The sequence below is a fragment of the Vreelandella sp. L-25 genome, from assembly GCF_056857535.1.
In genome coordinates this window covers 190,560-215,194 of record NZ_JBSXNH010000066.1, presented here as the reverse complement: position 1 = coordinate 215,194, position 24,635 = coordinate 190,560, and the positions used below count along the sequence as shown (strand labels likewise).

At 58.7% G+C, this 24,635-nt stretch carries 20 protein-coding genes and 2 pseudogenes; 3 read left to right on the top strand and 19 right to left on the bottom strand.

Going from position 1 to position 24,635, the window contains the following annotated elements:
• Nucleotides 1–7: 7 nt before the first annotated feature.
• The 10 genes and pseudogenes from urtE to AC13CN_RS10475 all read right to left on the bottom strand — a co-directional run bounded on the left by urtE (nucleotide 8) and on the right by AC13CN_RS10475 (nucleotide 11,969).
• Nucleotides 8–715 carry an urea ABC transporter ATP-binding subunit UrtE gene (urtE, locus tag AC13CN_RS10520; protein ID WP_089674721.1) on the bottom strand — a complete coding sequence of 236 codons (708 nt, stop codon included), beginning with the start codon at nucleotides 713–715 and terminating at the stop codon, nucleotides 8–10.
• Nucleotides 715–1,551 (bottom strand): urea ABC transporter ATP-binding protein UrtD, encoded by an 837-nt coding sequence (gene urtD, locus AC13CN_RS10515; RefSeq protein WP_159343467.1) that lies wholly within the window; start codon nucleotides 1,549–1,551, stop codon nucleotides 715–717. The genes urtE and urtD overlap by 1 nt, the downstream gene beginning before the upstream one ends.
• The gene (gene urtC / locus AC13CN_RS10510) at nucleotides 1,548–2,693 is read right to left on the bottom strand and encodes an urea ABC transporter permease subunit UrtC (RefSeq protein WP_253556720.1); all 1,146 of its coding nucleotides are present in this window, start codon (nucleotides 2,691–2,693) and stop codon (nucleotides 1,548–1,550) included. Before urtC ends, urtD begins: the two co-directional genes overlap by 4 nt.
• Nucleotides 2,694–2,696: 3 nt before the next feature.
• Nucleotides 2,697–4,307, bottom strand: coding sequence for an urea ABC transporter permease subunit UrtB (gene urtB / locus AC13CN_RS10505; RefSeq protein ID WP_062359186.1), 1,611 nt, complete (start codon nucleotides 4,305–4,307; stop codon nucleotides 2,697–2,699).
• 83 nt (nucleotides 4,308–4,390) lie between these two features.
• Complete coding sequence (urtA, locus tag AC13CN_RS10500) at nucleotides 4,391–5,743, bottom strand: urea ABC transporter substrate-binding protein (RefSeq protein ID WP_253556722.1); 1,353 nt, start codon at nucleotides 5,741–5,743, stop codon at nucleotides 4,391–4,393.
• A 378-nt stretch (nucleotides 5,744–6,121) separates the two neighbouring features.
• On the bottom strand, nucleotides 6,122–7,621 hold the full coding sequence (locus tag AC13CN_RS10495; RefSeq protein WP_253556724.1) for a tripartite tricarboxylate transporter permease: 1,500 nt from the start codon (nucleotides 7,619–7,621) through the stop codon (nucleotides 6,122–6,124).
• Nucleotides 7,622–7,670: 49 nt separating this feature from the next.
• A complete protein-coding gene (locus AC13CN_RS10490; protein ID WP_054644893.1) occupies nucleotides 7,671–8,153 on the bottom strand; it encodes a tripartite tricarboxylate transporter TctB family protein in 483 nt (160 codons plus the stop codon).
• Between the two features lie 107 nt (nucleotides 8,154–8,260).
• Nucleotides 8,261–9,256: a Bug family tripartite tricarboxylate transporter substrate binding protein gene (locus tag AC13CN_RS10485; protein WP_253556726.1), complete on the bottom strand. Its 996-nt coding sequence runs from the start codon at nucleotides 9,254–9,256 to the stop codon at nucleotides 8,261–8,263.
• A 244-nt stretch (nucleotides 9,257–9,500) separates the two neighbouring features.
• Nucleotides 9,501–10,232 (bottom strand): annotated as a pseudogene (locus tag AC13CN_RS10480) (response regulator).
• Between the two features lie 42 nt (nucleotides 10,233–10,274).
• A pseudogene (locus AC13CN_RS10475) lies at nucleotides 10,275–11,969 on the bottom strand (ATP-binding protein).
• Nucleotides 11,970–12,097: 128 nt separating this feature from the next.
• Here AC13CN_RS10475 and AC13CN_RS10470 point away from each other — a divergent pair.
• A complete protein-coding gene (locus AC13CN_RS10470; RefSeq protein WP_483053142.1) occupies nucleotides 12,098–12,844 on the top strand; it encodes a DUF481 domain-containing protein in 747 nt (248 codons plus the stop codon).
• A 26-nt stretch (nucleotides 12,845–12,870) separates the two neighbouring features.
• On the opposite strand, the gene AC13CN_RS10465 is transcribed toward AC13CN_RS10470, so the two are convergent.
• From AC13CN_RS10465 to AC13CN_RS10450, 4 genes are all read right to left on the bottom strand, one after another.
• Nucleotides 12,871–13,617 carry an outer membrane protein OmpK gene (locus AC13CN_RS10465; protein ID WP_044629921.1) on the bottom strand — a complete coding sequence of 249 codons (747 nt, stop codon included), beginning with the start codon at nucleotides 13,615–13,617 and terminating at the stop codon, nucleotides 12,871–12,873.
• Nucleotides 13,618–13,702: 85 nt separating this feature from the next.
• Complete coding sequence (locus tag AC13CN_RS10460) at nucleotides 13,703–14,464, bottom strand: ABC transporter permease (protein WP_044629920.1); 762 nt, start codon at nucleotides 14,462–14,464, stop codon at nucleotides 13,703–13,705.
• Nucleotides 14,465–14,503: 39 nt separating this feature from the next.
• On the bottom strand, nucleotides 14,504–15,286 hold the full coding sequence (locus tag AC13CN_RS10455) for an ABC transporter ATP-binding protein (protein WP_483053141.1): 783 nt from the start codon (nucleotides 15,284–15,286) through the stop codon (nucleotides 14,504–14,506).
• Nucleotides 15,286–16,338, bottom strand: coding sequence for an ABC transporter substrate-binding protein (locus AC13CN_RS10450; RefSeq protein ID WP_483053140.1), 1,053 nt, complete (start codon nucleotides 16,336–16,338; stop codon nucleotides 15,286–15,288). Before AC13CN_RS10450 ends, AC13CN_RS10455 begins: the two co-directional genes overlap by 1 nt.
• Before the next feature lie 373 nt (nucleotides 16,339–16,711).
• On the opposite strand from AC13CN_RS10450, the gene AC13CN_RS10445 reads away from it, so the two are divergent.
• Entirely contained in the window at nucleotides 16,712–18,265 is a 1,554-nt protein-coding gene (locus AC13CN_RS10445) for a BCCT family transporter (RefSeq protein ID WP_483053139.1), read from the top strand.
• A gap of 20 nt (nucleotides 18,266–18,285) precedes the next feature.
• Here AC13CN_RS10445 and AC13CN_RS10440 read toward each other — a convergent pair whose 3' ends face one another.
• Both AC13CN_RS10440 and folK read right to left on the bottom strand, forming a co-directional pair.
• On the bottom strand, nucleotides 18,286–19,107 hold the full coding sequence (locus tag AC13CN_RS10440) for a flagellin N-terminal helical domain-containing protein (RefSeq protein WP_058579791.1): 822 nt from the start codon (nucleotides 19,105–19,107) through the stop codon (nucleotides 18,286–18,288).
• A gap of 127 nt (nucleotides 19,108–19,234) precedes the next feature.
• On the bottom strand, nucleotides 19,235–19,675 hold the full coding sequence (folK, locus tag AC13CN_RS10435) for a 2-amino-4-hydroxy-6-hydroxymethyldihydropteridine diphosphokinase (protein WP_083602254.1): 441 nt from the start codon (nucleotides 19,673–19,675) through the stop codon (nucleotides 19,235–19,237).
• 231 nt (nucleotides 19,676–19,906) lie between these two features.
• Here folK and AC13CN_RS10430 point away from each other — a divergent pair, with 231 nt between their 5' ends.
• Nucleotides 19,907–20,665, top strand: coding sequence for an SDR family oxidoreductase (locus AC13CN_RS10430; protein WP_044629914.1), 759 nt, complete (start codon nucleotides 19,907–19,909; stop codon nucleotides 20,663–20,665).
• A 55-nt stretch (nucleotides 20,666–20,720) separates the two neighbouring features.
• Here AC13CN_RS10430 and ybiO read toward each other — a convergent pair whose 3' ends face one another.
• The 3 genes from ybiO to AC13CN_RS10415 all read right to left on the bottom strand — a co-directional run bounded on the left by ybiO (nucleotide 20,721) and on the right by AC13CN_RS10415 (nucleotide 24,570).
• A complete protein-coding gene (gene ybiO / locus AC13CN_RS10425; protein ID WP_058579826.1) occupies nucleotides 20,721–23,084 on the bottom strand; it encodes a mechanosensitive channel protein in 2,364 nt (787 codons plus the stop codon).
• Between the two features lie 210 nt (nucleotides 23,085–23,294).
• A complete protein-coding gene (locus AC13CN_RS10420) occupies nucleotides 23,295–23,726 on the bottom strand; it encodes a YqaA family protein (protein ID WP_058579789.1) in 432 nt (143 codons plus the stop codon).
• 19 nt (nucleotides 23,727–23,745) lie between these two features.
• The gene (locus AC13CN_RS10415) at nucleotides 23,746–24,570 is read right to left on the bottom strand and encodes an IclR family transcriptional regulator domain-containing protein (RefSeq protein WP_058579788.1); all 825 of its coding nucleotides are present in this window, start codon (nucleotides 24,568–24,570) and stop codon (nucleotides 23,746–23,748) included.
• Between the last annotated feature and the right edge of the window lie 65 nt (nucleotides 24,571–24,635).

The following is a 24,635-nucleotide window of genomic DNA, read 5'->3' as shown; positions in this document are numbered from 1 at the left end:
GGATAACTTAAACCGTCAAATGCTGCTTAATCAGCTCGTTGGAGAGTTCGCTGATCTCGCCTTTGGCCACCGGGCGGCCGCGGTCCATGATCACGAAGCGGTCGGCGTATTTGCGGGCGAAGGGTAGCTTCTGCTCTACCAGCAGCACCGTCAGGCCGTCCTCTTTGATCAGTTGGCGAATCACCTGGCCGATTTGGGCGACGATATTGGGCTGAATGCCCTCGCCGGGCTCGTCCAGAATCAGCAGTTTCGGTTCAATCACCAGCGCGCGGCCAATGGCGAGCTGCTGCTGTTGCCCACCGGAGAGATCGCCGCCACGGCGGTGTTTCATCTCTTTGAGCACCGGAAACAGCTCGTAGATACGCTCGGGGATTTTTTTCAGCCCGTCGCCTCGCGCAGCAAGCCCGGTACGCAGGTTCTCCTCCACCGTCAGCAGCGGGAAGATCTGCCGCCCCTGGGGCACAAAACCGATGCCCAGTCGCGAGCGCGCTTCCACGGCTTTTTTGGTGAGTTCGATCTCGCCATCATTGCCCTGGTAGCGCAGTTGGCCGCTCTTCACCGCGACTTCGCCCATGATGGCTTTCATCAGGGTGGTTTTACCCACCCCGTTGCGACCCATCACACAGGTGCACTGCCCGGCGGGCACGTCTAGGTCTAAGTCCCACAGCGTATGGCTCTCGCCGTAGAACTGGTTGAGCTTTTCAATCGCCAGCATCAGGCGCTCTCCTCTTCATCCGACCCTAGATACACCTCGACCACTTTGGGGTCGTTGGAGACCTGATCCATGCTGCCTTCGGCCAGCACGCTGCCCTGGTGCAGCACGGTTACTTTGCGCGCAATCGAGCGCACAAAGCCCATGTCGTGCTCCACCACCACCACCGACTGCTTGCCCGCCAAACCGGTGAGCAGCTCGGCGGTGCGCTCCATCTCCTGCTCAGTCATCCCGGCCACCGGCTCATCCACCAGCAGCAGGCGCGGGCGCTGCATCAGCAGCATGCCAATCTCCAGCCACTGTTTTTGGCCGTGGGAGAGAATACCGGCGGGCTGAAAGCGCAGCGCAGTCAGGCCGATGGTTTCCAGCACGTCGTCAATGCGGTCTTTAATCTCCCCGGTCATGCGGGCGGTCAGCGTGGGAAAGATGCGCTTGTCGGCGGCCATGGCAAGCTCCAGGTTCTCGAATACGCTGAGCGCTTCGAACACCGTGGGCTTCTGGAACTTGCGGCCAATGCCGAGGCTAGCGATTTCCGGCTCGTTCATCTGCAGCAGGTTATGGCGGCTGCCGAACCACACGCTGCCTTCGGTGGGGCGGGTTTTGCCGGTAATGATATCCATCATGGTGGTTTTACCGGCCCCGTTGGGGCCGATAATGCAGCGCAGCTCGCCGTCGTCGATGGTCAGGTTCAGGTTATTGATGGCTTTAAAACCATCAAAGCTGACGGTGACATCTTCCATATACAGAATCGGGCCGTGGCGCACGTCGACCGGCGAGGCCTCGGTGGCCATAAAATCAAACACCCGATCCCGCGCTTTTAGCGATTGTAATAGGCTCATGCGGCGGCCTCCTTGGGTGGGTGATCATCCTCTTTGCGGCGTTTTAGGTGGCCTAACAGCCCCGCTACACCTTTGGGCAGCAGCACCGTGACCAGCACGAATAGCGCGCCCAGAGCGAACAACCAGGCGTCGGGCATAATGCCGGTGAAGATGGTTTTGGCGTAGTTGACCAAAATAGCGCCGATCACCGCGCCGTACAGCGTGGCCCGGCCACCCAGCGCCACCCACAATACAATTTCAATCGAGAACAGCGGCGAGAACTCGCTGGGGTTGATAATTCCTACTTGCGGCACATAAAGCGCCCCGGCAAGGCCCGCCAGCATGGCCGAGACCACAAACACAAACAGCTGGAAGCGCTCGACGCGGTAGCCAATAAAGCGCGTGCGCGCTTCGGCGTCCCGCGTGGCCACACATACCCGGCCCAGCTTGCTGGTGACGATTGCCCGGCAGAGGATATAGCCCAGTGCCAGCGCCACGCCGGTAGCAATGAACAGCCCCAGCCGCGTGTCGTTGCTGCGCAGGTTGAAGCCCAGCAGCTCACGGAAATCGGTGAGGCCATTGTTGCCGCCGAAGCCCATCTCGTTGCGGAAGAAAGCCAGCATCAGGGCAAACGTCAGCGCCTGGGTGATGATCGACAGATACACCCCGGTCACCCGCGAGCGGAACGCCAGGAAGCCGAACACCAGCGCCAGCAGGCCAGGGGCCAGCAGCACCATGGCAAAGGCGAACCAGGCCATATCGAAGCCCAGCCAGTACCAGGGCAGGCTATCCCAGTTCAGAAACACCATGAAGTCGGGCAGAACCGGATGGCCATAGGTGCCACGGTCGCCAATCTGGCGCATCAGGTACATGCCCATGGCGTAGCCGCCAATGGCGAAAAACGCCCCATGGCCCAGGCTCAAGATGCCCAGGTAACCCCATACTAAATCGACCGCAACGGCGAGCAGCGCGTAGCTCAGGTACTTGCCGAACAGGTTAACAGTGTAAGCGTTCACATGCAGCGGGTGCCCCTGGGGCACCGCCAGATGCAGCACGGTGACCAGCAGCAGCGCGGCAAACAGCACGCCGAGGAAGGTCTGAGTGGCCCGCTCACCGAACGGGCGGGTGAGCCAAAACTGGCTGGATGTTGCTTGCGTCATCATGGGTTAGCCCTCCGCAGCCCGGCCCTTCTGCGGGAAGAGTCCACGCGGGCGTTTTTGAATAAACAGAATGATGAAGACCAGCACGATAATCTTGGCCAGCACCGCGCCCGCCCAAGGTTCCAGCACCTGGTTGATCACCCCCAGCGAGAGCCCCGCCACTAGCGTGCCCCACAGATTACCCACGCCGCCGAACACCACCACCATGAACGAGTCGATGATGTAGTTTTGTCCGAGGTTGGGGCCTACGTTGGTGAGCTGGGAGAGCGCCACGCCCGCCAAGCCCGCCACGCCGGAACCCAGCGCAAAGGTCATGATATCCACGCGGGTGGCGCGAATACCCATAGAGCGCGCCATGGCGCGGTTTTGGGTAACGGCACGCACTTCAAGCCCTAAGCGGGTGCGACGCATAATCAGCATCAGCGCGGCAAACACCACCAGCGCAAAGCCAAGCACGTACATACGGTTGAGGGTCAGCGAGAGCGCGTCGTTGATCACCAGCGAGCCGCTCATCCACTCTGGCGTCACCACGGTGCGGTTGAGCGGTGAAATCACCGTGCGCACCAGTTGCTGAAGAATCAGGCTGATACCGAAAGTGGCCAGCAGGGTTTCCAGCGGGCGGCCTTTGAGGAACTGAATCACGCCCCGCTCAATGGCAATGCCCACCAGCGCGGCCACCATAAAGCCCGCCGGAATCGATAGAATCAGCGCCAACCCGGGCTGGCCCGGCAGCAGTTGCTGCATCATCCAGGTGGTGTAGGCGCCTAACATCATTAGCTCGCCGTGGGCCATGTTGATCACGCCCATCACGCCAAAGGTGATGGCCAGGCCGATGGCCGCCAGCACCAGGACCGATCCCAGGCTCAGGCCAAAGTAGAGCGTTTCGAGGCCACGATTGAGCTTGAGGTTTTGCTCGATACTGAGGAGCGCCTCTCTGGCCGCGTCGGCGACCACTGGGTCATCGCCATTGGCCGCGCGATTGAGGGCCACACGGGCACGCGGATGCAGGCTGCCACGCAGCGCTTCCACACCTTCCATCTGGCCCGCTTCGGTTTGATAAATGGCCAGTGCCTGTGCTAACCGACGCTGCACCTGGCTATCCTCTTCTTCGGCAATCAGCGCTTCCAGAGGCTCGGCCAGCGTCTCGTCCACTTCGCCCAACAGGCGCTCGGCGGAGGTACGGCGGCGTTCCACATTGGGCGAGTAGAGGTCCACCACGGCGATGGCGCTACGTAGCTGGTTACGCAGCGCATTGTTGATGCCGATACGGTCCAGGTCGCGGCGGGACATCTCGCCCAGCGGCTCGTTAGTCAGCGCATCGGCCACCGGCCAGTCACGGCCGCGATTATCCAGCACCAGCACGAAGCGGCCATCGTCAGTGCGCTGCAGACGGCCATCGAGCAAGGCTTGCAGCCAGTCGCGGGCGCGCTCATCGTCGCTTTGTAGAATAGCGGTAATGGCTTCGCCTTTATCGCGGTAGGAGTCCACATCCAGCGCGGTCAACAGCGCGAGTGCGGCTTGGTCATCGGGAGTCGAGGAGCTGCTTTGTGCCTGCGCCGACACGGCGGTGCCGAGTAGCATCAGGCACAGTAGCCCCAAGGAAAGGAAACGCCTCATGGGGTTCTTCCTTTGGTGATCAAATGGGAGAGGTAGCGTGCTCCTCTACTGCGCCATTGCGCTGGCGCAGTAGGGGACGAAAGTTACTCGGCGAGCGCTGCTTCGGCTTCTTCTGCTGCGGTGCTGCCCCCACAGGAACCGTTCACAACGTTAAAGTTGCCGCACTCCATGGGCTTGCGCCAATCAGAGATCAGGTCACGGGAGCCCGGCAGGTAATCCGACCAGGCATCGCCTGCCACGGTGGACGGCGTTTGCCAGACGATGTCGAACTGGCCGTTGTCCTGCACTTCACCGATCAACACCGGCTTGGTGATGTGGTGGTTGGGCATCATGGCGGCATAGCCACCGGAAAGGTTAGGCACGGTCACGCCGATAATCGCGTCTTTCACCGTATCCACGTCGGTGGTACCCGCTTTACGCACCGCTTCGGCCCACATGTTGAAGCCGATGTAGTGCGCTTCCATGGGGTCGTTGGTCACCGCCATCTCGTCACCGGTGTGCTCGATCCAAGCGTCGATGAAGTCGTAGTTGGCGTCGGTGTCCACGCTCATGAAGTAGTTCCAGGCGGCCAGGTGGCCCACTAGCGGCCCGGTATCGATACCGGATAACTCCTGCTCACCCACCGAGAAGGCGATGACGGGAATATCCGCAGCATCGATCCCCTGGTTGGCCAGCTCACGGTAGAACGGCACGTTGGCATCGCCATTGATGGTGGAGACCACCGCCGTGGGCTTGCCCTCTTCGCCAAAGCGGCGGATTTCGGAGACGATGTTCTGCCAGTCCGAATGACCAAACGGCGTGTAGTTGACCATGATGTCTTCTTCGGCCACACCGTGCTCATCTTTCAGGAACGCTTCCAAGATGCGGTTGGTGGTGCGCGGGTAGACGTAGTCGGTGCCGATCAGCGCGAAGCGTTCAATACCGACTTCGTTGATCAAATACTCAACGGCAGGAATGGCCTGCTGGTTGGGGGCGGCACCGGTGTAGAAGACGTTTTCAGACGACTCTTCGCCTTCGTACTGCACCGGGTAGAAAAGCAGGCCATTCAGCTCTTCCACCACCGGCAGCACCGCTTTACGGGAGACGGAGGTCCAGTTGCCGAAGATCACATCCACTTCTTCCTGGGCCAGCAGCTCGCGGGCGCGCTCGGCAAACAGCGGCCAGTTAGACGCGGGGTCAACCACCACGGCTTCTAGCTGACGGCCAAGCAGGCCACCGGCTTCGTTCTGCTGCTCGATGAGCATTTCCACGGTGTCTTTCAGGGTCGATTCACTGATGGCCATGGTGCCGGAGAGCGAGTGCAGAATACCGACTTTGATGGGGGCGTCGTCTTGGGCAACCGCTTGCACGCTGGCGCCCATCACAGCGGCGGTGACCAGGGCAGTGGCGAAACGGCTAAGGGTACGTGGGTGTGTCTTGCGCTGCAGTGTGGTCACTTGAACCTCCTTGCGCCCCTTATGGTTAGGGCTCGTGTTTGGGGTACCGCGACCAAGCGTTGTCGTTATTGAGGCGACGGGGCACTTGGTGCGTCCACTCGTGGGTCGCGAGTTACAACTCGTATTCACACGTCGCTATACACACTGCAAGGGGTGCGCCAATGTGGAACAAAGGCCACTATTAAAAATACAATCAATCACTTAGCCGTGTACAAAAAAACACAACTCAGGCGGCTTAGCACCAAGATGGCGCAACGCGGCGGCGCGCATGCACGATATTCATGCACCAACACGGCGCTTTGCACCACCGGCGGGGATGCACCATAAAAAAAGCGCCCTAGCAGACGCTAGGGCGCTTTGGGGGTACCGCACTGAGCGTTAGTTAGCGGCAGTGGCCGCTTTATTACGACGCTTCTTGAGCAACGGCAGGCCCAGCGACAGCATCGCAATCACCAACAGAGAGAGCGAAATCGGCTTATCGATAAAGGTGCTCCAGTCGCCACCAGAGATCTGCAGCGCCCGGCGCATGGACTCTTCCATAATGTTACCCAGGATCAGCGCCAGAATCAGCGGCGCCGTGGGGAAGCCAAACAGGCGCATGCCCAAGCCCAACAGGCCAAAGCCCAACAGCAGCAGCAGGTCGAAGACGCTAAAGCTCATGCCGTAAACGCCGATCATGCAGAAGATTAAAATCATCGACAGCAGCAGCGGGCGCGGCAGATCGAGGATTTTAGCGATCAGCGGGATCAGCGGCAGGTTCAGTACCAGCAGGAAGATGTTGCCGATGTACATACTGGCAATCACGCCCCAGAACACATCCGGACGTTGCTCCAGCATCATCGGGCCAGGGGTGACGCCCATTACCAGCAGCGCGCCCAGCAGTACCGCCGTAGTGCCGGAACCCGGTACACCCAGGGTTAAAAGCGGCACGAAAGAGCCGGTACAGGCGGCGTTGTTCGCCGCTTCCGGGGCGGCCACGCCCTTAATGTTGCCCTGGCCAAAGGTGTCGCCATCTTTCGCCAGGCGCTTCTCCATGCTATAGCCCAGGAAAGAGCCAATGGTGGCGCCCGCCCCCGGCAATACGCCGGTAAAGAAGCCCAGTACCGAGCTGCGGCTGATGGGGCCAGCAATTTTCTTCACTTCGCCACGGCTCAGCTTGAGCGAGCCGATGGCATTGCGCGGAGCTTCCTTGCCACCGCCCCCACGCAGCAGCATGTAGAACACTTCCGCCAGGGCGAAGATACCCAGCGCCACGACCAGGAAGTCGATGCCGTCGAGCAATTGAATCGAGTTGAAGGTAAAGCGTTCAGTACCGGTTTGCGTGTCGATCCCCACAATCGAGATCATCACACCCACCACCGCCGCAATCAGGCCTTTTACCAAGGATTTATCCGACAGTGACACCACCGCCGTTAAGCCCAGCACCATCAGTGCAAAGTACTCAGCAGGGCCAAAGCTCACCGCCACTTTGGAGAGCAGCGGTGCCACCAGCATCAAAAAGATCACCGATACCGTACCGCCGATAAAGGAGGCATACGCCGCAATGGCCAGTGCCTTACCCGCCATGCCCTGCTTGGCCATCGGGTAGCCGTCAAAGGAGGTTGCCACCGTGCCCGCCACGCCGGGGGCGTTGAGCAGAATGGATGAGGTCGAGCCGCCGAAAATAGCGCCGTAATAGACCCCTGCCATCAGAATCAAACCGGAGGAGGGCTCCATGGCAAAGGTAATCGGAATCATCAGCGCCAGCGCGCTGATCGGCCCTAGGCCTGGCAGCATACCGATAATGGTACCGGCAAACACACCGGCGAAAACGTAAGCGATATTGATTGGCTCAAGCGCGATGCCAAAGCCATACATCAGATTGTTTAAGGCATCCATGGGAGTGTCTCTCGTTAAAACCCGCTAAGCGTGCGTCAGCACGCCCTGCTCAGAACGGCAGTACGCCGGTGGGTAGGTAAACATCCATTACCCGTGTCATAGTCAGGTAAAGGGCCAGTACCACACCCAGCGATGCCGCCAGGTTGACGCCGTGGCGGCGATAGCCGTAGTAGGCGGTTAAACCAACGCTTAAGAGCGTGGAGGCCAAGACAAAGCCCAGCGGCACCAGCAAAAACGCATAGGCGGCGATGGCTAACGAGGTCACAATGACACGCGCCCAGGGGGTGAACAGCAGCGGGCCGTTGGTAGCCTCATGGTCGATCTCATCGGCACCAGCAATGGCGCTCGGCTTTTCAAAAAACAGCAGCGCCGCCAGCAGCAGCAGAGACACGCCCAATACTTTGGGGAACAGGTCGGAATCCACCGGGCGCGGTAAGGGGAACGTCGGGATTTGCCAAGCCATGGCTAAATAAGCAGCCGCCACCAGTGCCAGTACAAGCGCTAGCCACTGGTTAGTATTCAATCGGGTCATTGGGATTTCTCCGAAGGAGCCAACGCGGATGCGCTGGCCCTCGCGGTAACAGACAGAAGATCCCAGCGGCGTGGCGCCGCCGGGGAATCTCTAACGGGCGCTGGCGCTTACTGGCGCAGCAGGCCCAGATCGGTCAGCACGCTGCTGAACTGCGCTTGCTGATCGTCCAGGAAGGCACCAAACGTTTCGCTATCCTGGTAGGCATCGATCCAGCCCAGCTGGTCGCTGGCTTCGCGCCATGCGTCGGTTTCGAGCATTTCAGCGAATAGCGTTTCGTAGTACTCCACCGCTTCTTCCGGCATTTCCGGCGCGCCCATCACGCCACGCCAGATATCGAAGGTGTAGTCGTAGCCCTGCTCTTGGTAGGTGGGCACTTCGGCCAAACCGCCGCCCAGACGCTCTTCAGAAGAGACGCCCAGCGCGCGCAGCTGGCTGCCTTCGCCAAGCTGGCCCACGGCTTCACCAGCACCACCGATCACCGCTTCAATGTGGCCGCCCATCAGGTTGGTCATGGCATCGCCGCCGCCAGAGAACGGGATATAGTTCACTGCCGAGGGCTCCATTCCCGCCGCCGACGCCAAGCCCGCCATCGAGATGTGGTCCATGGAGCCTGGCGCACTGCCGCCGCCCACACTCAGGCCGGGATTGGCTTTGAGCGCTTCGAACAGGTCTTCCAGGGTTTGGTATTCGGAATCCGCCGCGACCAGAATAATCGAGTAGTCGGTGTTGATACGCGCAATCGGCGTGAAGTCAGTGTGGTCGTAGCGGGAAGCGCCTGCCAGCGGCACCAGAATCATCGGCGGGCTGGTGGCAAACAGTTTGTGGGGGTTGCCGCTATCGCGGGCAATTTGAGCCCATGCAACCGCACCGCCGCCGCCTGGTACGTTAATTGCGGCGAAGTTTTCGTCGGCCAGACCTTCCTGCTGAATCACACGAGACACCGTACGTACCAGCGTATCCCAACCACCGCCGGGGTTGGCGGGGGCGATGAATTCGATGGACTTGCTCGGCGTCCACTCCTGCGCTTGGGCAGATGTCGTCATGGCCAGGGCCGCCATCGGCAGGGCCAGCACGGCGATGCGCTTCAAGGAAAGCGTAGTCATTGGCGTTCTCCACGTTTTTGTTCAGGCGTTATTGTTCAAACGGTGTTTTGGTGGGCGCGGTTTGTTGTGTGCGCCGAACAAACCAAAAGCACGGCTAACCAGCAGCGCTTAGCACTCGATGATTAGCTTTGTGTGGTTACGCCGTGAACGTTAGAAGAGTGCTACCCCCGACGACAAGCTTATGACCATAAACGACAAACTGTTCTTTTTGTGCGTTTTGTTCATTTTGTTCACGCCGAGGCACTTAGAGACTGTCCAACCACCCCTTAGCGGCGCCTAGCAGCCGATAGCGCCGTTCGGGGCGGCCAACATCGCCATACCCTAGCTCGGCGCTCACCGCCTGTTCAGCGACTAAAAACTCCAAATAGCGCCGCGCGGTTGAGCGGCTGGCGCCCATAGTGCGTGCTACCTGCATCGCGGTGAGCGAGTCGGGCGCGGCAGCCAGCGCATCCACCACCCGGCGCAGCGTTAAGCGGTCGATGCCCTTGGGTAGCGCTCGGCTGTCGGAGCGTGTGGGTTCGCTCGGGGTAACCCGGGCCAACACGTGATCCAACTCGTCCTGGCTCATCTCGGCACGGTTCGCCAGCACTTCACGCTCGCGGCGGAAGCGGGTCAACATCTGGTTCATGCGGGCCGCTTCAATGGGTTTGATCAGATAATCGAATACGCCGCCGCGCAGCGCTTCGCTGATGGTCTCCACCTCCTTGGCGGCGGTCACCATCACAATATCCACATGAACATGATCCCGTCGGATGGCTCAGAGTAGTTCGAGCCCCTCCACGTCGGGCAAGTAGGCATCCAGCAAAATGAGCTGAATATCAGCGGCGTGCTGGGCCATCAGCGCCTTGGCTTCACTGCCGTTGCGCGCCATGCCGACCACATAAAACCCGTCGCCCTGCTCAATAAAGGCGCGGTGGATATCGGCGATGCGAAAATCGTCTTCGACGACCAAAATGCCGTATTGCGTCGCAGACATGGCGTTTCCTCTTATTCATTAGCGTCGTCATTATTCGTGTCGTTATGAGGGCGCAGGCTCGGTGGCGGCCTCGGCGCATAGCGAGCGGTCCAGCACGGCAATAAAGCATGCGCCGCCCAGTTCGCTCTCTTCCAGCGTCACTGCGCCCCCGTGCTGGCGGCACAGCCGCGCCACCAGAGCCAGCCCTATGCCCCGATGCTTGCCGGTTTTGGTGGAAAATCCTTCGGCAAAAATCGACTCCGCATGCTCGGCGGGCACCCCGGCACCGTTATCTTCCACTTCAATAAGTAGCTGCTCGCCCAGGTCGGTGAAAAACAGCCGCACAGTGGGCTGGTCGCCGTGAGGGCCGTTGAGCGCGGCGTGGCAGGCGTTATCCAGTAAGTTACCCACCACGCTCATCATGACCTCTTGGCCGGTGGGCGTTAGCGGGCAGGAGAGCGAGCTCTGCTCGTCGATTTCTAACGTAACGCCCAGCTCGCGGGCGCGGGTGAGTTTGCCCAGCAGCGTGCCGCTCAATACCGCATCCGCCACGTGGCGCATTAAAAAGCTCATTTGCGCCTGGGCGCGCTCGGTTTCCTGATGAATCAGCGCCAGCGCTTCGTCGATACGCTGCAACTGCAACAGGCCGGAGATGGTGTAGAGCTTGTTGGAGAACTCGTGGGCCTGGGCGCGCAGCATATCCACATCGCGACTGGCTTGGGTGAGTGCTTGGGAGAGGTCGATAATTTCTCGGCGGCTACGAAAAGTGGCCACAGCCCCTTCTATTTCCCCTTCATGCAGAATCGGCACTCGGTTGACCACCACCGGGTGATCCCCCAGCCACATCTCCTGGTCAAACTCCTGCTCGCCATGCTTCAAGACTTCCAACAGCCGCGAATTGGGCACCACCTCACGGATCGGCTGACCCAGCAGCACATGCTCGTCGGGCAGCTCTAAAAAGCGCCGCGCCTGCTGGTTCACCAGGGTGATATGGCCATCCTGGTTCACCGCGAGAATGCCTTCGTGAATCGATTGCAGGATGGCCTCTTTCTCCATCGCCAAGCGGGCGATTTCGTAAGGCTCCAGCCCTAAAATGATCTTTTTCAAGTGCTGCGACAGCCAGTAAGCGCCCGCAAACCCCAGCACAATCATCAGCGCCACCAGCGCCCAGCCGAGGCTGGTGTAGCGGGCCACATCCATATCGACGCGGTCGAGCATAAAGCCCACCGAGACCACCCCGATGATATTGCCCTCCTCATCCCACACCGGCGTTTTGCCGCGCATGGCCGTACCCAGCGTGCCGGTGGCTTCGGAGACATACGACTGGCCATAGATAAGCGCCTGGTCGTTATCGCCGCCCACCATGGGCTGGCCGATACGCTCGGGCACAGGGTGGGAGTAGCGGATCGATTGGGCATTACCCACCACCACGTAGCGCGCGCCGGTCTCCTGACGCACTCGTTCGGCAAGGGGTTGAATAATGGCGGAGGGGTCAGGAGAGGAAAAAGCGTTTACAATCTGCGGCATCCCGGCCACGGTTTTGGCCACAGCCAGTGCCCGCTAGCCCATTTGGTGGGTGATGATCTCGGCTTTGCGGTGGTTCAAATAGGTGCCCTGGGCCAGCAACATGCCCGATAACAGTAGCCCCACCAGCATCATTACCTGTAGGCGAAAACTGCGCTTATACCAGCGGCGCTTGGCGCGGGTGCGGCGCCAGCGCTGTAATTCGGCCAGTGTTCTAGGGCGGGGGGCGGTCATAACGGAACTCATGGTGCGCGACCGCGTCATTATGGCACGCAGTGCCAAGCGGCGTTAGTCGTTGCGCTTTCACCTCACTTTGCTTATATAGCAGCCACTTACTGAACCCAAGCTCAAGGAGGAGTGTCGTGCGACATTTGCTACGCTCACTGGTATTCACTAGCAGCGCACTTTGGGCGACCGGCGTTGCGGCCTCGCCGTTCTATGCGCCGCCGCCTCCGAAAGAGGACACCCCCGAATTTAGCGGCGATGCGGAGCTTGGTTTTACCCGTCTTTCTGGCAACACCGACAGCCAAACACTGATCGGCAAATCGCGTCTGACCTGGCTGACCGGTCAGTTGACCCATTCGCTACGCGGCGAAGTGCGTAACGTCAGCAAGGATGGCGAAACCAGCGCGGAGCAATATCTGCTCGCAGGGCGTGAACGCTACGACTTTAGCGGGCCGCACTACCTGTTTGGCTTTGCCCGCTGGGAGAAGGACCGTTTTGCCGGGTACGGCCAACAGCTTTCGGTAATTGGTGGCTATGGACGGCAGTTGTTAGAGAATAAGCAGCACACGCTCTCGCTGGAAGCAGGCCCGGGTTACCGCAATGATCGCCCGCGAAAAGAAGATAACCAGCAGTTGGCCGTGGCCTATACCGCGCTGGACTACCGCTACCGACTCTCTGATTACGCTGATATTGCCCAGGAGATGTCGGTAGAGTACACCGATGCAAACACCACCGGCCGTTCGCTAACGGCGCTTACCGCCCGTCTTAACGCTAGGCTGTCGCTGCGCCTCTCTTATGAAGTGAAGCACAACTCACAACCCCCGGAGGATGCCAGCGAGCGCACTGATACCACGACCAGCGCCTCGCTGCTGTATAGCTGGTAGCACCATCATGGTGCTACCCACGCCGATTAGAAGTGAAATTTAACCAGTGCACTCACCGCGCTTTCCGTATCCATAACGCTGTCGGAAAGGCCATATTTATTGTGCCAGTAGGAGTACTCAATCCCTGCGTAGAGCACTCCTGGACGGCCACGGTAGTGCCCTAAGTCTAATTTTAGCTGTGGGTTGAAATGAAACTCTGCGTCATGGTCCGATGCCGACGTTGAGTAGTCGATATAGCCATCAAACAGAAAACGCGATGCTCCCACCTCAAACGGCGCACCCCAGGTGAGCGTCATTTGCAGATCATCGGCGATTTCACTGTTATTGACGTAGTAGAACGTGCTGTTGAAGTACGTTGTGCCTGGCACGTCCCAGGCGAAGCTCACGCCTGTCAGAATGTTGGTAGCATTGGTGCCACCGCCAAATTCATAGGTTCCTGCTAGCGACACATCTTTCAGCGCGCCCCGCTGCAAATCGACGCCACTTAGCCAGCCAAGGCTGAGCGTTGGGGAGAATTCGCCATACAGATCGTCGTCACCATCGGCTTTACCTCGCCCTTGGTTACGATCCACAAACAAAAAAGTGCCGCCCCAGTCGTGTGCCGTCACGTTTTCAAAGGTGACATAGGTATCGGTGCGCTCATTACGCCCAAACGCTTGGTACTGATCGCTATATAGCAGCGAGATACTTGAGTCTGAAAATAGTTTTTCAGCCGAGGCAAGCGGTGATATCAACATGGCAGCGGCTAAACTAGCGATGGGTAAATATTTCATTGGGTCCCCTTATTGTTCAACACTGGCTATGCCAGCAAATTCAGTTAAACCGCAGCGGTACTTCGCCGCTACGGCGTTTCTTTTCTCAACTACGGTGTGCCCAGGCAGTCATACGCTTTTCTAATTGGGCAAACAGTTCGTACATCACCATGGCCATCGCGCTGATCACCAGCAGCCCGGCGAATACCAGCCCCATACGCATTTGCGAACCAGCGCTCATCATCAGGTAGCCGATGCCCTGGTTAGAGGCGACGGTTTCCGATACGACGGTGCCCACAAACGCTAGGGTGATGGCGATTTTCAACGAGGCAAAAAAGTACGGCAGCGAACGCGGCAGCCCTACTTTCAAAAGCACATCCATGCGCCGCGCACCCAGTACTCGCAGCACGTCTTCCATTTCTGGCTCCAGGGTTGCCAGCCCTGTGGCCACATTCACGACAATGGGAAAAAAGCAGATTAAAAAGGCAGTGAGAATCGCAGGTACCGAACCGATACCAAACCAGACCACCAGAATTGGCACAAAGGCCACTTTAGGAATGGCATTAAACCCCACCAGCAGCGGGTAGCAGGCGTTATACAAAAAGCGCGACGAGCCGATGATAAAGCCCAGCACTAACCCGACCGCCACTCCCAACCCAAAACCGATCAGCGTGGTCCAGAAGGTTTGCCAAGAGTGCTGACCAATGGGGCCTGCATAGGTAATCAACGCCTGCGCGGTTTCCAAGGCGCCGGGGAAGATAAAGCTCGGTACGTTAAATAGCCGCACCGTGACTTCCCAGATCATCACCAGCACCACCACCGCGATCCAGGGCGCCAGACGTTCAATCAGTTTGCTATTTACGGTCATAAAAAATGCCTTAATGGTGCCGACGCAGAGAGTCATCGATCAGGTGCTACGCACTTCACCAATCTGGGCGCGTAGTTCCTGCACCAGATCAATAAAGGGTTTTTCGTAGGTGGTCTCCAACGCTCGGGGGCGAGGCAGCTCAATGGAGCGACGCTCAATCACGCGACCTGGGCGGCGGCTCATCACATACACCGTATCGGCTAAGAAGGCCGCTTCACGAAGGTCATGGGTCACCAGCACAACGGTAAATCGCTGGGCTTCCCATAAATCCCGCAGTACGCACCACAGCTCTTCGCGTGTAAACGCATCCAGCGCGCCAAACGGTTCATCCAACATCAGCAGACGCGGCTGGTGGATCAGCGCCCGGCAAATGGACGCCCGCTGCTGCATACCGCCTGATAGCTGCCAAGGGTATTTATTCTCATGCTCGGCGAGCCCGACGGTTTTCAGCAGTGAGCGCGCCCAGCCCACAAACTCCTCGCGGCGCTTACGAAACTGCCGACGGTAGGGCTCAACAATTTCCAGCGGCAGCAGCACGTTATCCAGCGTGGTACGCCAGGGCAGCAGGTTGGCATTCTGAAACGCCATACCGGAGATTTTCAGTGGTCCGGTGACCGGCACGCCATCCACGCTGACACTCCCTTGGGTAGGTGCGTGCAGGCCCGTGCATAACTTCATAAAGGTGGATTTACCGCACCCGGATGGCCCCACGAAGGCGACAAACTCGCCCTCGCGGATGGAGAGATTAATATCCTCAATGGCGTTGCCTGTGCCGTCATAGGCTAGGCTCACATCATCAAAGCGGACAAACGCTGCCGACATTACTCAGCCTCCGGCAGCAGCATGCGCTCATCGACGGGCGGTAAGAAACGGGAGTCGAAGACTTGGCTGGGTGATGGCAGTGTGGGTAGGTCGTAGGCCTTAGCCACTAGCGCAACAGCATCCCGTAGGCGCTCATCGTCCACTCCCCCCACGCCATACTCGCGGGCATCTGGGGTGTCTACCACGCTTTCCAGGGCCAGCTTCAGACGGCGGGTTTCCATTTCAACGTCAATCAAGCTATCGCGCTCGCGCACGTACTCAATCGCCGCTTCGGGATCATCCAGGGTGTCGCCCAGGGCGCGGTTAAACGCCCGCAAAAAGCCTTGCACAGCCTCAGGGTTCTCGTTGGCGAAGGACTCGCTAACAATGATGGCATTGCCGTAAAGCGGGACCCCATACTCGGGGAACGGCATGATGGTGAGCTCCTCTTCGCTCATTCCCCGCTCTTCCAGGTTCAGCAGGCTGGTGAAGTAGAAGCCGGTAATGGCATCGACATCGCCCCGGGTCAGCAGGGTTTCGCGTAGCGCAGGGTCGACGTTTTGCCATGCCACCGCGTCGGCCTCCAGCCCATTGGCAGCGGCAAAGATGCCCCAGGCGCGATAGCCGGTGTCGAAGGCCGGGGCGGCGATGGTCTTGCCTGCCAGGTCAGCGGGGCTCTCGATGCCGCTCTCCTTGCGCGCAAACACCGCCGCGGGCGTGCCGTCATAAACGATATAGACGCCCTTGATGCCGGGGCCTTCCGGGTTTTCCGCAAGGAATTCGACCAGCGCGTTGAGATCGCCAAAGCCCATCTCATAGGCGCCCGAGGCCACCCGGTTCACCGCCCCTGCAGAGCCGCTTCCCGAATCGATCTGAACCTGCAGACCTTCTTCGGCGAAGTAGCCTTTTTCGGCTGCCATCAGAAACGGCGCTGCCGGGCCTTCGAAGCGCCAGTCCAGCTGGAAGCGAATCGAGGTCGTCTCGGCAGCAGCGCCGAGCGGCATCATCAGCACCGCGCCAAATAGCGCTAGCGGAAACAGAGGGGAGCGGGCAGTACGGAAACGAATCGGCATGGCAGTGAGCACCTTGTATACAAAATTGAAGAGGCTTTGCAGCAACACTGCCATCTTTTTCTTTTTACTTTTCATTCATGAGCTTAGGCCTGCAAATGGATCAGCCAGCGCCCTCGAAAGCGCCAAAATGGTGCGCCACGCATTGGCCGCGCACCATTAGAAAACATTTTTGACCAAGCCGTTAGACTTTGGTCTAGGTCATCGGTATACTGTGCTCAGTTTCCTGTCCTCGCGCCATTCATTGAATGGCGCTTTTTTTTGCTTTGAAAACCTGGGGCCAGCGGCGTTAAGTCGGCTCCCTCTTGGGTTTATTAAGCTAAAGGTTCTGCTCCCGCTCTTTCCTGCAACCTCCCATTCCAAATAGGTACTCTTCATGAACCAACCTGCCCAACGCGCCGAGGGGCCCTCGCGGTTTTCCCTCGGCGATCCTATCGTGCTGGTGCTTAGCATCGGCTTCATCGTGGCGTTTCTGGCGCTTTCGTTTTACGACATTGATCGGGTCGCCAACTCTATCAGCGCAGGCTTTGCCTGGACCGCGCTGGTGCTGGGCAGCTATTTCCAGCTGCTGCTTCTGCTGACGTTTTTTATCGCCATCGGCGTTGCTTTAACGCCTGCGGCAAAAGCTAAGATCGGCAATCTCGATGCACCAGAAATAAGCACCTTTAAGTGGCTCTCCATCATTCTATGTACGCTGTTAGCCGGTGGTGGGGTGTTTTTTGCCGCGGGCGAGCCGGTGTACCACTTTGTGGTCACCCCACCCGCCTTTGATACCGAAGCGGGCACCGCTGAAGCGGTATCCGGCGCGCTGGCGCAGTCGTTTATGCACTGGGGCTTTATGGCCTGGGCGGTGCTGGGCTCGCTCACCGCCGTGGTGCTGGCCCATGCGCACTACGTGAAAGGCCAACCGCTGCAGCCGCGCACATTGCTCTACCCGATTTTTGGTGAACGCTTGATGCGTGGCCCGCTGGGCGGCTTAGTGGATGCCTGCTGCGTGATTGCCTTAGTGGCAGGCACGGTAGGCCCCATCGGCTTTTTGGCAACTCAGGTGAGCTTTGGCCTGCATGAGCTGTTTGGCCTGCCGGAAGGCTACACCGGGCAACTGATGATTCTGGCCGTACTGGGCACTATTTATGTGCTCTCCTCCATGAGCGGGGTGCATAAAGGCATCCAACTGCTGAGCCGCTTCAACGTACTGCTGGCGTTGGCAATCGGCGCCGTGATTATCATGTTCGGCCCCACGCTGTTTTTGGTGAACACCTACGTTTCCAGCATGGGCGCGTATGTCAGCGAGTTTTTCACCATGGCCACGATGACCTCTGAAACCGCCCCAGCGTGGTGGATGCAGTGGTGGACAGTGTTCTTCTTTGCTTGGTTTATCGGCTATGCACCGCTGATGGCGATTTTCGTGGCGCGCATTTCACGGGGCCGCAGTATTCGTGAAATGATTCTGGCGGTTGCCGTACTCGCCCCGATTGCCACCACCGTATGGTTTACGCTACTGGGCGGCTCCGGCATTTACTATCAGTTGACCGGGGTAATTGACCTGACCGAAGCGCTCAATAACTTCCAGTTTGACGTGGCGACTCTCACGGTGGCTCAAGCTCTGCCCGGCGGCACCTGGATGGCGCTGGCGATTCTACTACTGACCACGATTTTTGTGGCCACCACCGGCGACTCCATGAGCTATGCGATTGCCGTCGTCGGCGCAGGCCATGATGACCCTAGCCCTTACATGCGCGCTTTTTGGGGTATTGCGATGGCCCTGATGGCGGCCGTGCTGCTGTATATGGGTGCAGGTCAAATTGGCGCGCTGCAGCAGTTTATCGTGATCACCGCGATCCCGGTGTCGCTGATTCTGCTGCCCTCGCTATGGAACGGCCCGCAAGCGGCTTACGCCATGGCGCGGGAACAGGGCATCATCGACTAACGGTGATCAGCTAGCTCTAACTACAGCCCTTCCAACAGCCGCAGAATCATCTGCGGCTGTTGGTTCACCCGGGTCAGCATCGCGATACCCACCTGCTGAAGCAGTTGGGCGCGAATAAGGTTGGAAATTTCTTGCGCGTAGTCGGCGTCTTGAATACGCGACTGTGCGGCGGAGGTGTTAATGATGTTGGTGTTGAGCCCGTCAATGACGCTCTCGAAGCGGTTCTGCACCGCGCCTAAATAGCTGCGCTGGCGGTCGACCTGCTTCATGGCTTCATCGACGATATCCATTGGTTTGGGCGTGGCCGAGCCATCATCTAATACGCTGAAGTTATCCAACCCCAGCGCCTGATGCCCCATCGCCGAAAAGCTCACGCCAATCACATCCCCAGCGTTGGCCCCTACCTGAATATTGAGCGTTTTATCGCGCTCGATCAGCTTAATGCCGTTAAAGTTGCTCTGCTTGGCGACGCGGTCAATCTCTTCCAGCCGTTGGTCGATCTCTAACTGAATAGACGCGCGATCTTCTGAGGAATTGGTGCCGTTGAGCGCCTGAACGCTGAGTTCGCGGATGCGCTGAAGGCTATCGTTGATCAGGTCCAACGAGCCTTCGGCGGTTTGCACCATAGAGATGCCGTCGTTGGTATTACGGATCGCTTGGTTCATACCGCGAATTTGTGCGCCCATGCGATTGGCAATCGCCTGGCCTGCCGGGTCATCCTTGGCGCTATTAATACGCAGCCCAGATGACAGACGCTCCATGGAGGTCTGCATCGCTTGCTGGCTACTGCGTAGATTATTCATCACCAGTAGCGACGTGATATTAGTCGCAAGGCTGATCACGGGCGTGACCTCGGAAGTGAACGCAAACAGTGCGGTGGTAGCGTGAATATCGGCCTATCTTTAGAAAACGTGAGCCCTGCCCCGTAAAACTTTCCCAGTCGCTACTATTTTTTTCAGTTCGGTTTTTTCAGTTCGGTCTCTTCAGTACGGCTAGCACTTCGTCCACTGGCCCCCGAACATAGTCATGATGAAAGTAGCCATCGTCGACCACTTCGCCATCCCAGACCACAATGTCTAAGTCCATGGTCCGGGGGCCAGATTTGATCGGCCCGCGAACACGGCCTAAGCGATGCTCAACCTCTTTTAGGTAGGCTTTAAAGTCGCCCAGCTCAAGCGTAGTGCGCACCACCAGGGCGGCATTTAAGAAGTCTGGCTGCTGCTGAAAGCCTACCGGGGCAGTGCGCACCGCTTCGGAGCGGGCCAGCAGTTCGCACTCACTGCTCAAAATCTCAAGGGCTTGGGCAAAGTGGTGCTCTGGCTCAATATTGGTTCCTAGCGAGATAACGCACTCGTGTTGAGCCGACGCGGGCGGGGGGGTTGACGTTACGGGTGACGACCTTAATGACATAACTATATCCCAATATAAGAGGCTGGATGACTAACGGCTGGTGAGCCTATGACCTAGCCCACACCGTTTTAGCGTATAGGCATCAATCGGCGCCCCAACAGAGTAGACGGTTAATCATCCCGTTCAATCTCTGTACAAGTTATTGACAAACGCTACGCTCACGCAGAGAGTCTTTTTGATTACCATGACAACGTTAGTTAACAAACACTACCTGCTGCGAGGGATAAAGCAATGGAGACACCTGCTGCACTTGTAACCGGCGGCGCCACGCGCCTGGGCCGCTATTTTGCTGAAGCGCTAGCCGATAAGGGCTTTGATATCGCGTTACACGTGAATAGCTCCCGGGGGGAAGCAGAGGAAGTGGCAGACGCAATTCGCGGCAAGGGTCGTGAGTGCGAGATTCTGCCCTGCAACTTTTTAGAGGATTCGCTAGAAGGATTAATCACCCAAGCTAAAACGCGTTTTCCTGGGTTGAACGTGCTGCTCAATAGCGCCTCAGCTTATGAACCAGCGCCGATTGCCCGTACCGATATGGCCATGCTGGAGACCCAGTTTCGGGTCAATATGTTTACCCCGCTGCTACTCACACGCCATTTTGCCGAGGCGGTAGAGCACGGTCAGGTGATCAACATCATCGACAACAAAGTGGCCTATCACCAATATCCGTATGCGGCGTACCTGCTCTCCAAGAAAAGCCTAGCTGAGATGACCCGTATGGCAGCGCTGGAGTTTGCTCCGCGCCTACGGATTAACGGTATCGCCCCCGGGGTAGTGCTGCCTGCCTCCCAGCGTACCAGCGACTATATCCAATGGCGCATCGAAGGCATTCCGGTCAATCACCAAGGCAACCCAGCACACCTTGTACAAGCCTTGCACTATTTGCTGGATAATGCCTTTGTGGCCGGGCAAGTGCTATTTGTAGACGGCGGCGAATCGATCAACCTAGAGGGTCGCCACTCCGAAAACTACCCTGGCGAGCGGCGCGACTGACCCAACGCAATGAGGCCGCCCGAAGGCGGCCTCATTGGCTTACCTAAGCGTACGCTTAGGTTTCATCCACATCATCATGGTCCGGCTTATGGTGATCCGGTTCATGCTCAAGCGAGGCTTCGCTACGCTCTGCAAGCGGTGCCGTCTCGGTGCGCTTTCTTTCCGCTTTCGCATCCAGAATGCGCACGTTGGCGGGCGGAGTCTTGCCGCCTTTGGTTTCGCCAAAGTAGAGCGTGGTATGCGGGAACGGAATCTCGATACCCGCCGCATCAAAGCGCAGTTTCACTAGGCGGTTGTAGGCACGGCCTACAGCCCACTGATCGCCTGGCGTGGTCTTGATCACGACACGGATATTAACCGAGCTGTCGGCCAGCGCGGTGACACCCGCCACGGTCATATCTGCCAATAGTTTATGACCATGCTCTTCGCTGGCTTTAAGATCTTCGAAGGCCAGCTGTAGCTGCTCGATCGCCTCGTCGATACTTTCGTTGTAACCAATACCGTACTCGCCCACATGGTTGCCGTACTCACGCATGTAGTTGGAGACGGTATCCACACTGGAGAACGGCACGATATGGTAGGTACCGGACAGGTCACGAATGCCCACCGAGCGGATACTCAAACGCTCGGCCGTGCCGGTCACGCCGCCCACGGTCACCACGTCGCCGGTGTTCATGGCGTTCTCTACCTGAATGAACACCCCGGTGATCACATCCTGCACCAGCTTCTGGGCACCAAAACCAATCGCCAGACCCAGCACACCGGCACCAGCAATTAGCGGCCCAATATTGATGCCGATTTCCGAGAGCACGATCATGCCGGTGATGGTCACCATGGCAATGGCCAGCGCATTACGGAACAGACTCAGCAGCGTTTTGGCACGGGCAGAGGGTTCGCCGTGACCGGTTTCCGGATTGAGCTTGTGCTCGATCAGGCTTGCCAAGCCCAGCCATATGCCCAGCGACACAATCAGGATCACTGCTACGCTGATCAGGTTACCCACCAGATTGGCACCGCGCTCGGAGGCGTACCAGCCGGCCAGGTCAAAGGCGCCCCAAGCATCCAGCACCACCATGATCACCGCAACGACGATCACCGTGCGCAGCACGCGCAGCGCGTTGGGTACGTAGCTGTTCAACCGGACTTCCAGCAGCGGCAGCTTACGGCGCAGGTCATCGGAGAGTTGAATACGACGACCAATGGTCTGTGTCAGGAACGCAGACAGCAGCAGGCCCACGACCACGGCGCCGAGCGTCTTCAACGTCGCAAAGAGGACAAAGGGCAGCGCATCACCCGGACGGGTAAGCGTCAGTACAAACACCATTAAGAAATAGATCAGCGCGAACAGGTGCCACGTGCGGGCAAACAGCTGCAGCGATACACGGCTCGCCGTCAGCGTCGAGCGCGCGCTCATTTGATTTAGATTATCGCGCAGCCGCACGCGGTTTTTGAGCACCACGCCCACCGCATAAATAAACGCCAGCAGCATAATCAGCGTGCCGACCGCTTGTCCCAGGGTGGCGGCCACATAGAAGTTGACCAGCGGTACGACGACCATCAGGCCGTATCCCACCATGCCAATCAGGCGCGCCAGCCAGCGGTTCCAATACGAGGCTTCTTGAGCTGAAATCGGTAATAAGCGAAGACCCTCGTAACGCGAGGAGAACAGCATTCGCACACCGGCTTTGAGCAGCTCGATGATCAAGAAGGCATTTAAAAACAGCGACGCGCGGGTAGAGAGTTCACCGGTCTCCCCCACGGCAAAGGTGGCCACCAAGTTACCGCCAACGTACGCCAGGGCGATCAAAAGAATATCGACGACCGCGGCGATCGCGACACACAGCACTAAACGTAGCACCGGCGTCAGTCCCGTGCCCTGCTGTGACCAGCCGCTGATTTTGGTGAACAATGATTTTGCCAACCGGCGGAACACCATAAAAATGGCGAAGGTCGCCACGATCACGATGCCCAGATTGATGGCTGCGTTCATGAAGGCCGCCATATCGAAGCTGCTGCCCGCGCCTTGGCCGGTGAATATATTGCCGACGATCGCCACAGCCTGCTCGATCTGACCGCCCACATCACCTACTACACGGCTGGTTAACTCTGCCAACTGGCGGGGTAGTGAGACGTCCTCGGGCGCTACGTTGCCCCCCGCGGCAGCGGCTTCCGGCGACAGCTCGGCCGCAACGCCAGCAGGCAACTCAGACGCTTGATTACGCAGCAGTTCAATGAGCTCCTGGCGGGCCTGCTCGTCTTCCAGCAGATCCGCCAGCGCCGCATAAGAGGGCTGCTCTTCAGCGACGGACGCATCGCTCTCGGCGCTTAACGTGGTTTGCGCCATGGCTGGCCCGGCCAGCATGGCGAACAGCGCCAGCATCCAGACGCTGAGCCAGGGGAGTAAACGTAGTGACGTCACACCATAACCTCCTTTTGGGTGAGTATTTGCCATCCTGCCCTCGTTAAAATTCAACCTAAGAATGTTAAACACAGGATAGTGCATCCAATGGAAATGCAAGCTTTGTATAACGCTCGATCCAAAGTAACTAGCGTAACATGACTCAATGTAAGAGACGTTAACGCGCCTGCTTTTGGAGCACCAATGAAACCGAGTGAAGGTAATTGCCGTTTATTGGCAGTAAGGCGCCAACCATTGATGGGCCAGCGCAATCAGCAGCCCATAGCGGGCACCTTTTGCTAGCACAATCCAGAGCAGCGCCCGCCACCAGGCAAGGCGCATCACCCCAGCCAGCACGGTGAGCGGGTCGCCAATCACAGGTAACCAGGAGAGTAATAGGCTCGCCTCGCCAAAGCGGTGATACCAGCGCTCGGCACGGGCAAGTCCTTGGGGAGATGCAGGAAACCAGCGGCGATGTTGAAATTGGCGAGCGTAGCGACCAAGAGCCACGTTGATCAAACTGCCCAGCGTGTTGCCAGCCGTCGCCACAACCCACAGCACCAGCGCTGGCTCACCAACACACCATAGCCGCGCCAGCCACACTTCCGAGCCACCAGGCAGCAGGGTGGCGCTGGCTAGCGCCACCCAAAACAGGCTGAACACGATACGCGCCCTCTAACGTTTAACGGGGCAACTGGCCACCGAGCTGCTGGGTAATTTCGTCGGCTATTTGACGCACCAGCGCCCCCAGTACCAGCAGGCGCTCTTCGGGAATACGCGCCATGGGGCCCGAGACGGAAATAGCCGCCAACGGCGTGGCGTGCTCATCGAAAATGCAGGCCGCCACGCAGTGCAGGCCAATCGCATGCTCTTCCCGGTCGCAGGCAAAGCCTTGGGCGCGAATGGCGGCCATTTCCGCCTGCAGTGAATCCGTTTGATACAGGGTATTTTCAGTCACACGGGCCAGCTCGTAGCCGCCTTCTAACAGCGCGCTGCGCTCCTCCTCGCTCATCCACGCCAGCAGCGCCTTGCCCACGCCGGAGGCGTGCAGCGGCGCACGGGACCCCAGCCGCGTGATCATGCGCATCATCTGCGGGGATTCGTTTTGAGCCAAGAAGACCGCCGTGGCGCCATCACGGATACCCAGATTCGCCGTTTCGCCGGTTTCTGCGGTTAAGCGGCGCAAAAACGGGCGGCTTTTGGCCACCACGTCGCGTGCTTCTAAAAAGCTGTTACCAATTCGGAAGGTTTTGACGTCGATGCGCCACAGGCCCTGCTCGCTCTCTTGGGTGACAAAGCCCTGGCTTTGCAGCGCCTGAAGCAGGCGATGAGTGGTGGAAGGGGCAAGGTCAGCCATTTCCGCCAGCTCTGAAAGCGCAAGGCCCAGCGGGCTAGCGGATAGGTATTCGAGCAGCGTGAGGCCACGCACCAACGATTGGCTATGCCCTCCGCTCGCTTTCGTGGCTCCCGCCGGACGTCCGACTGATCTGCGCTTGGCTTCACTCACCTACTACTCTCCTGACGGCACTCAATACGTAAAAAGCCAGCAGGATAACGCGCCGCAGGGGGCGC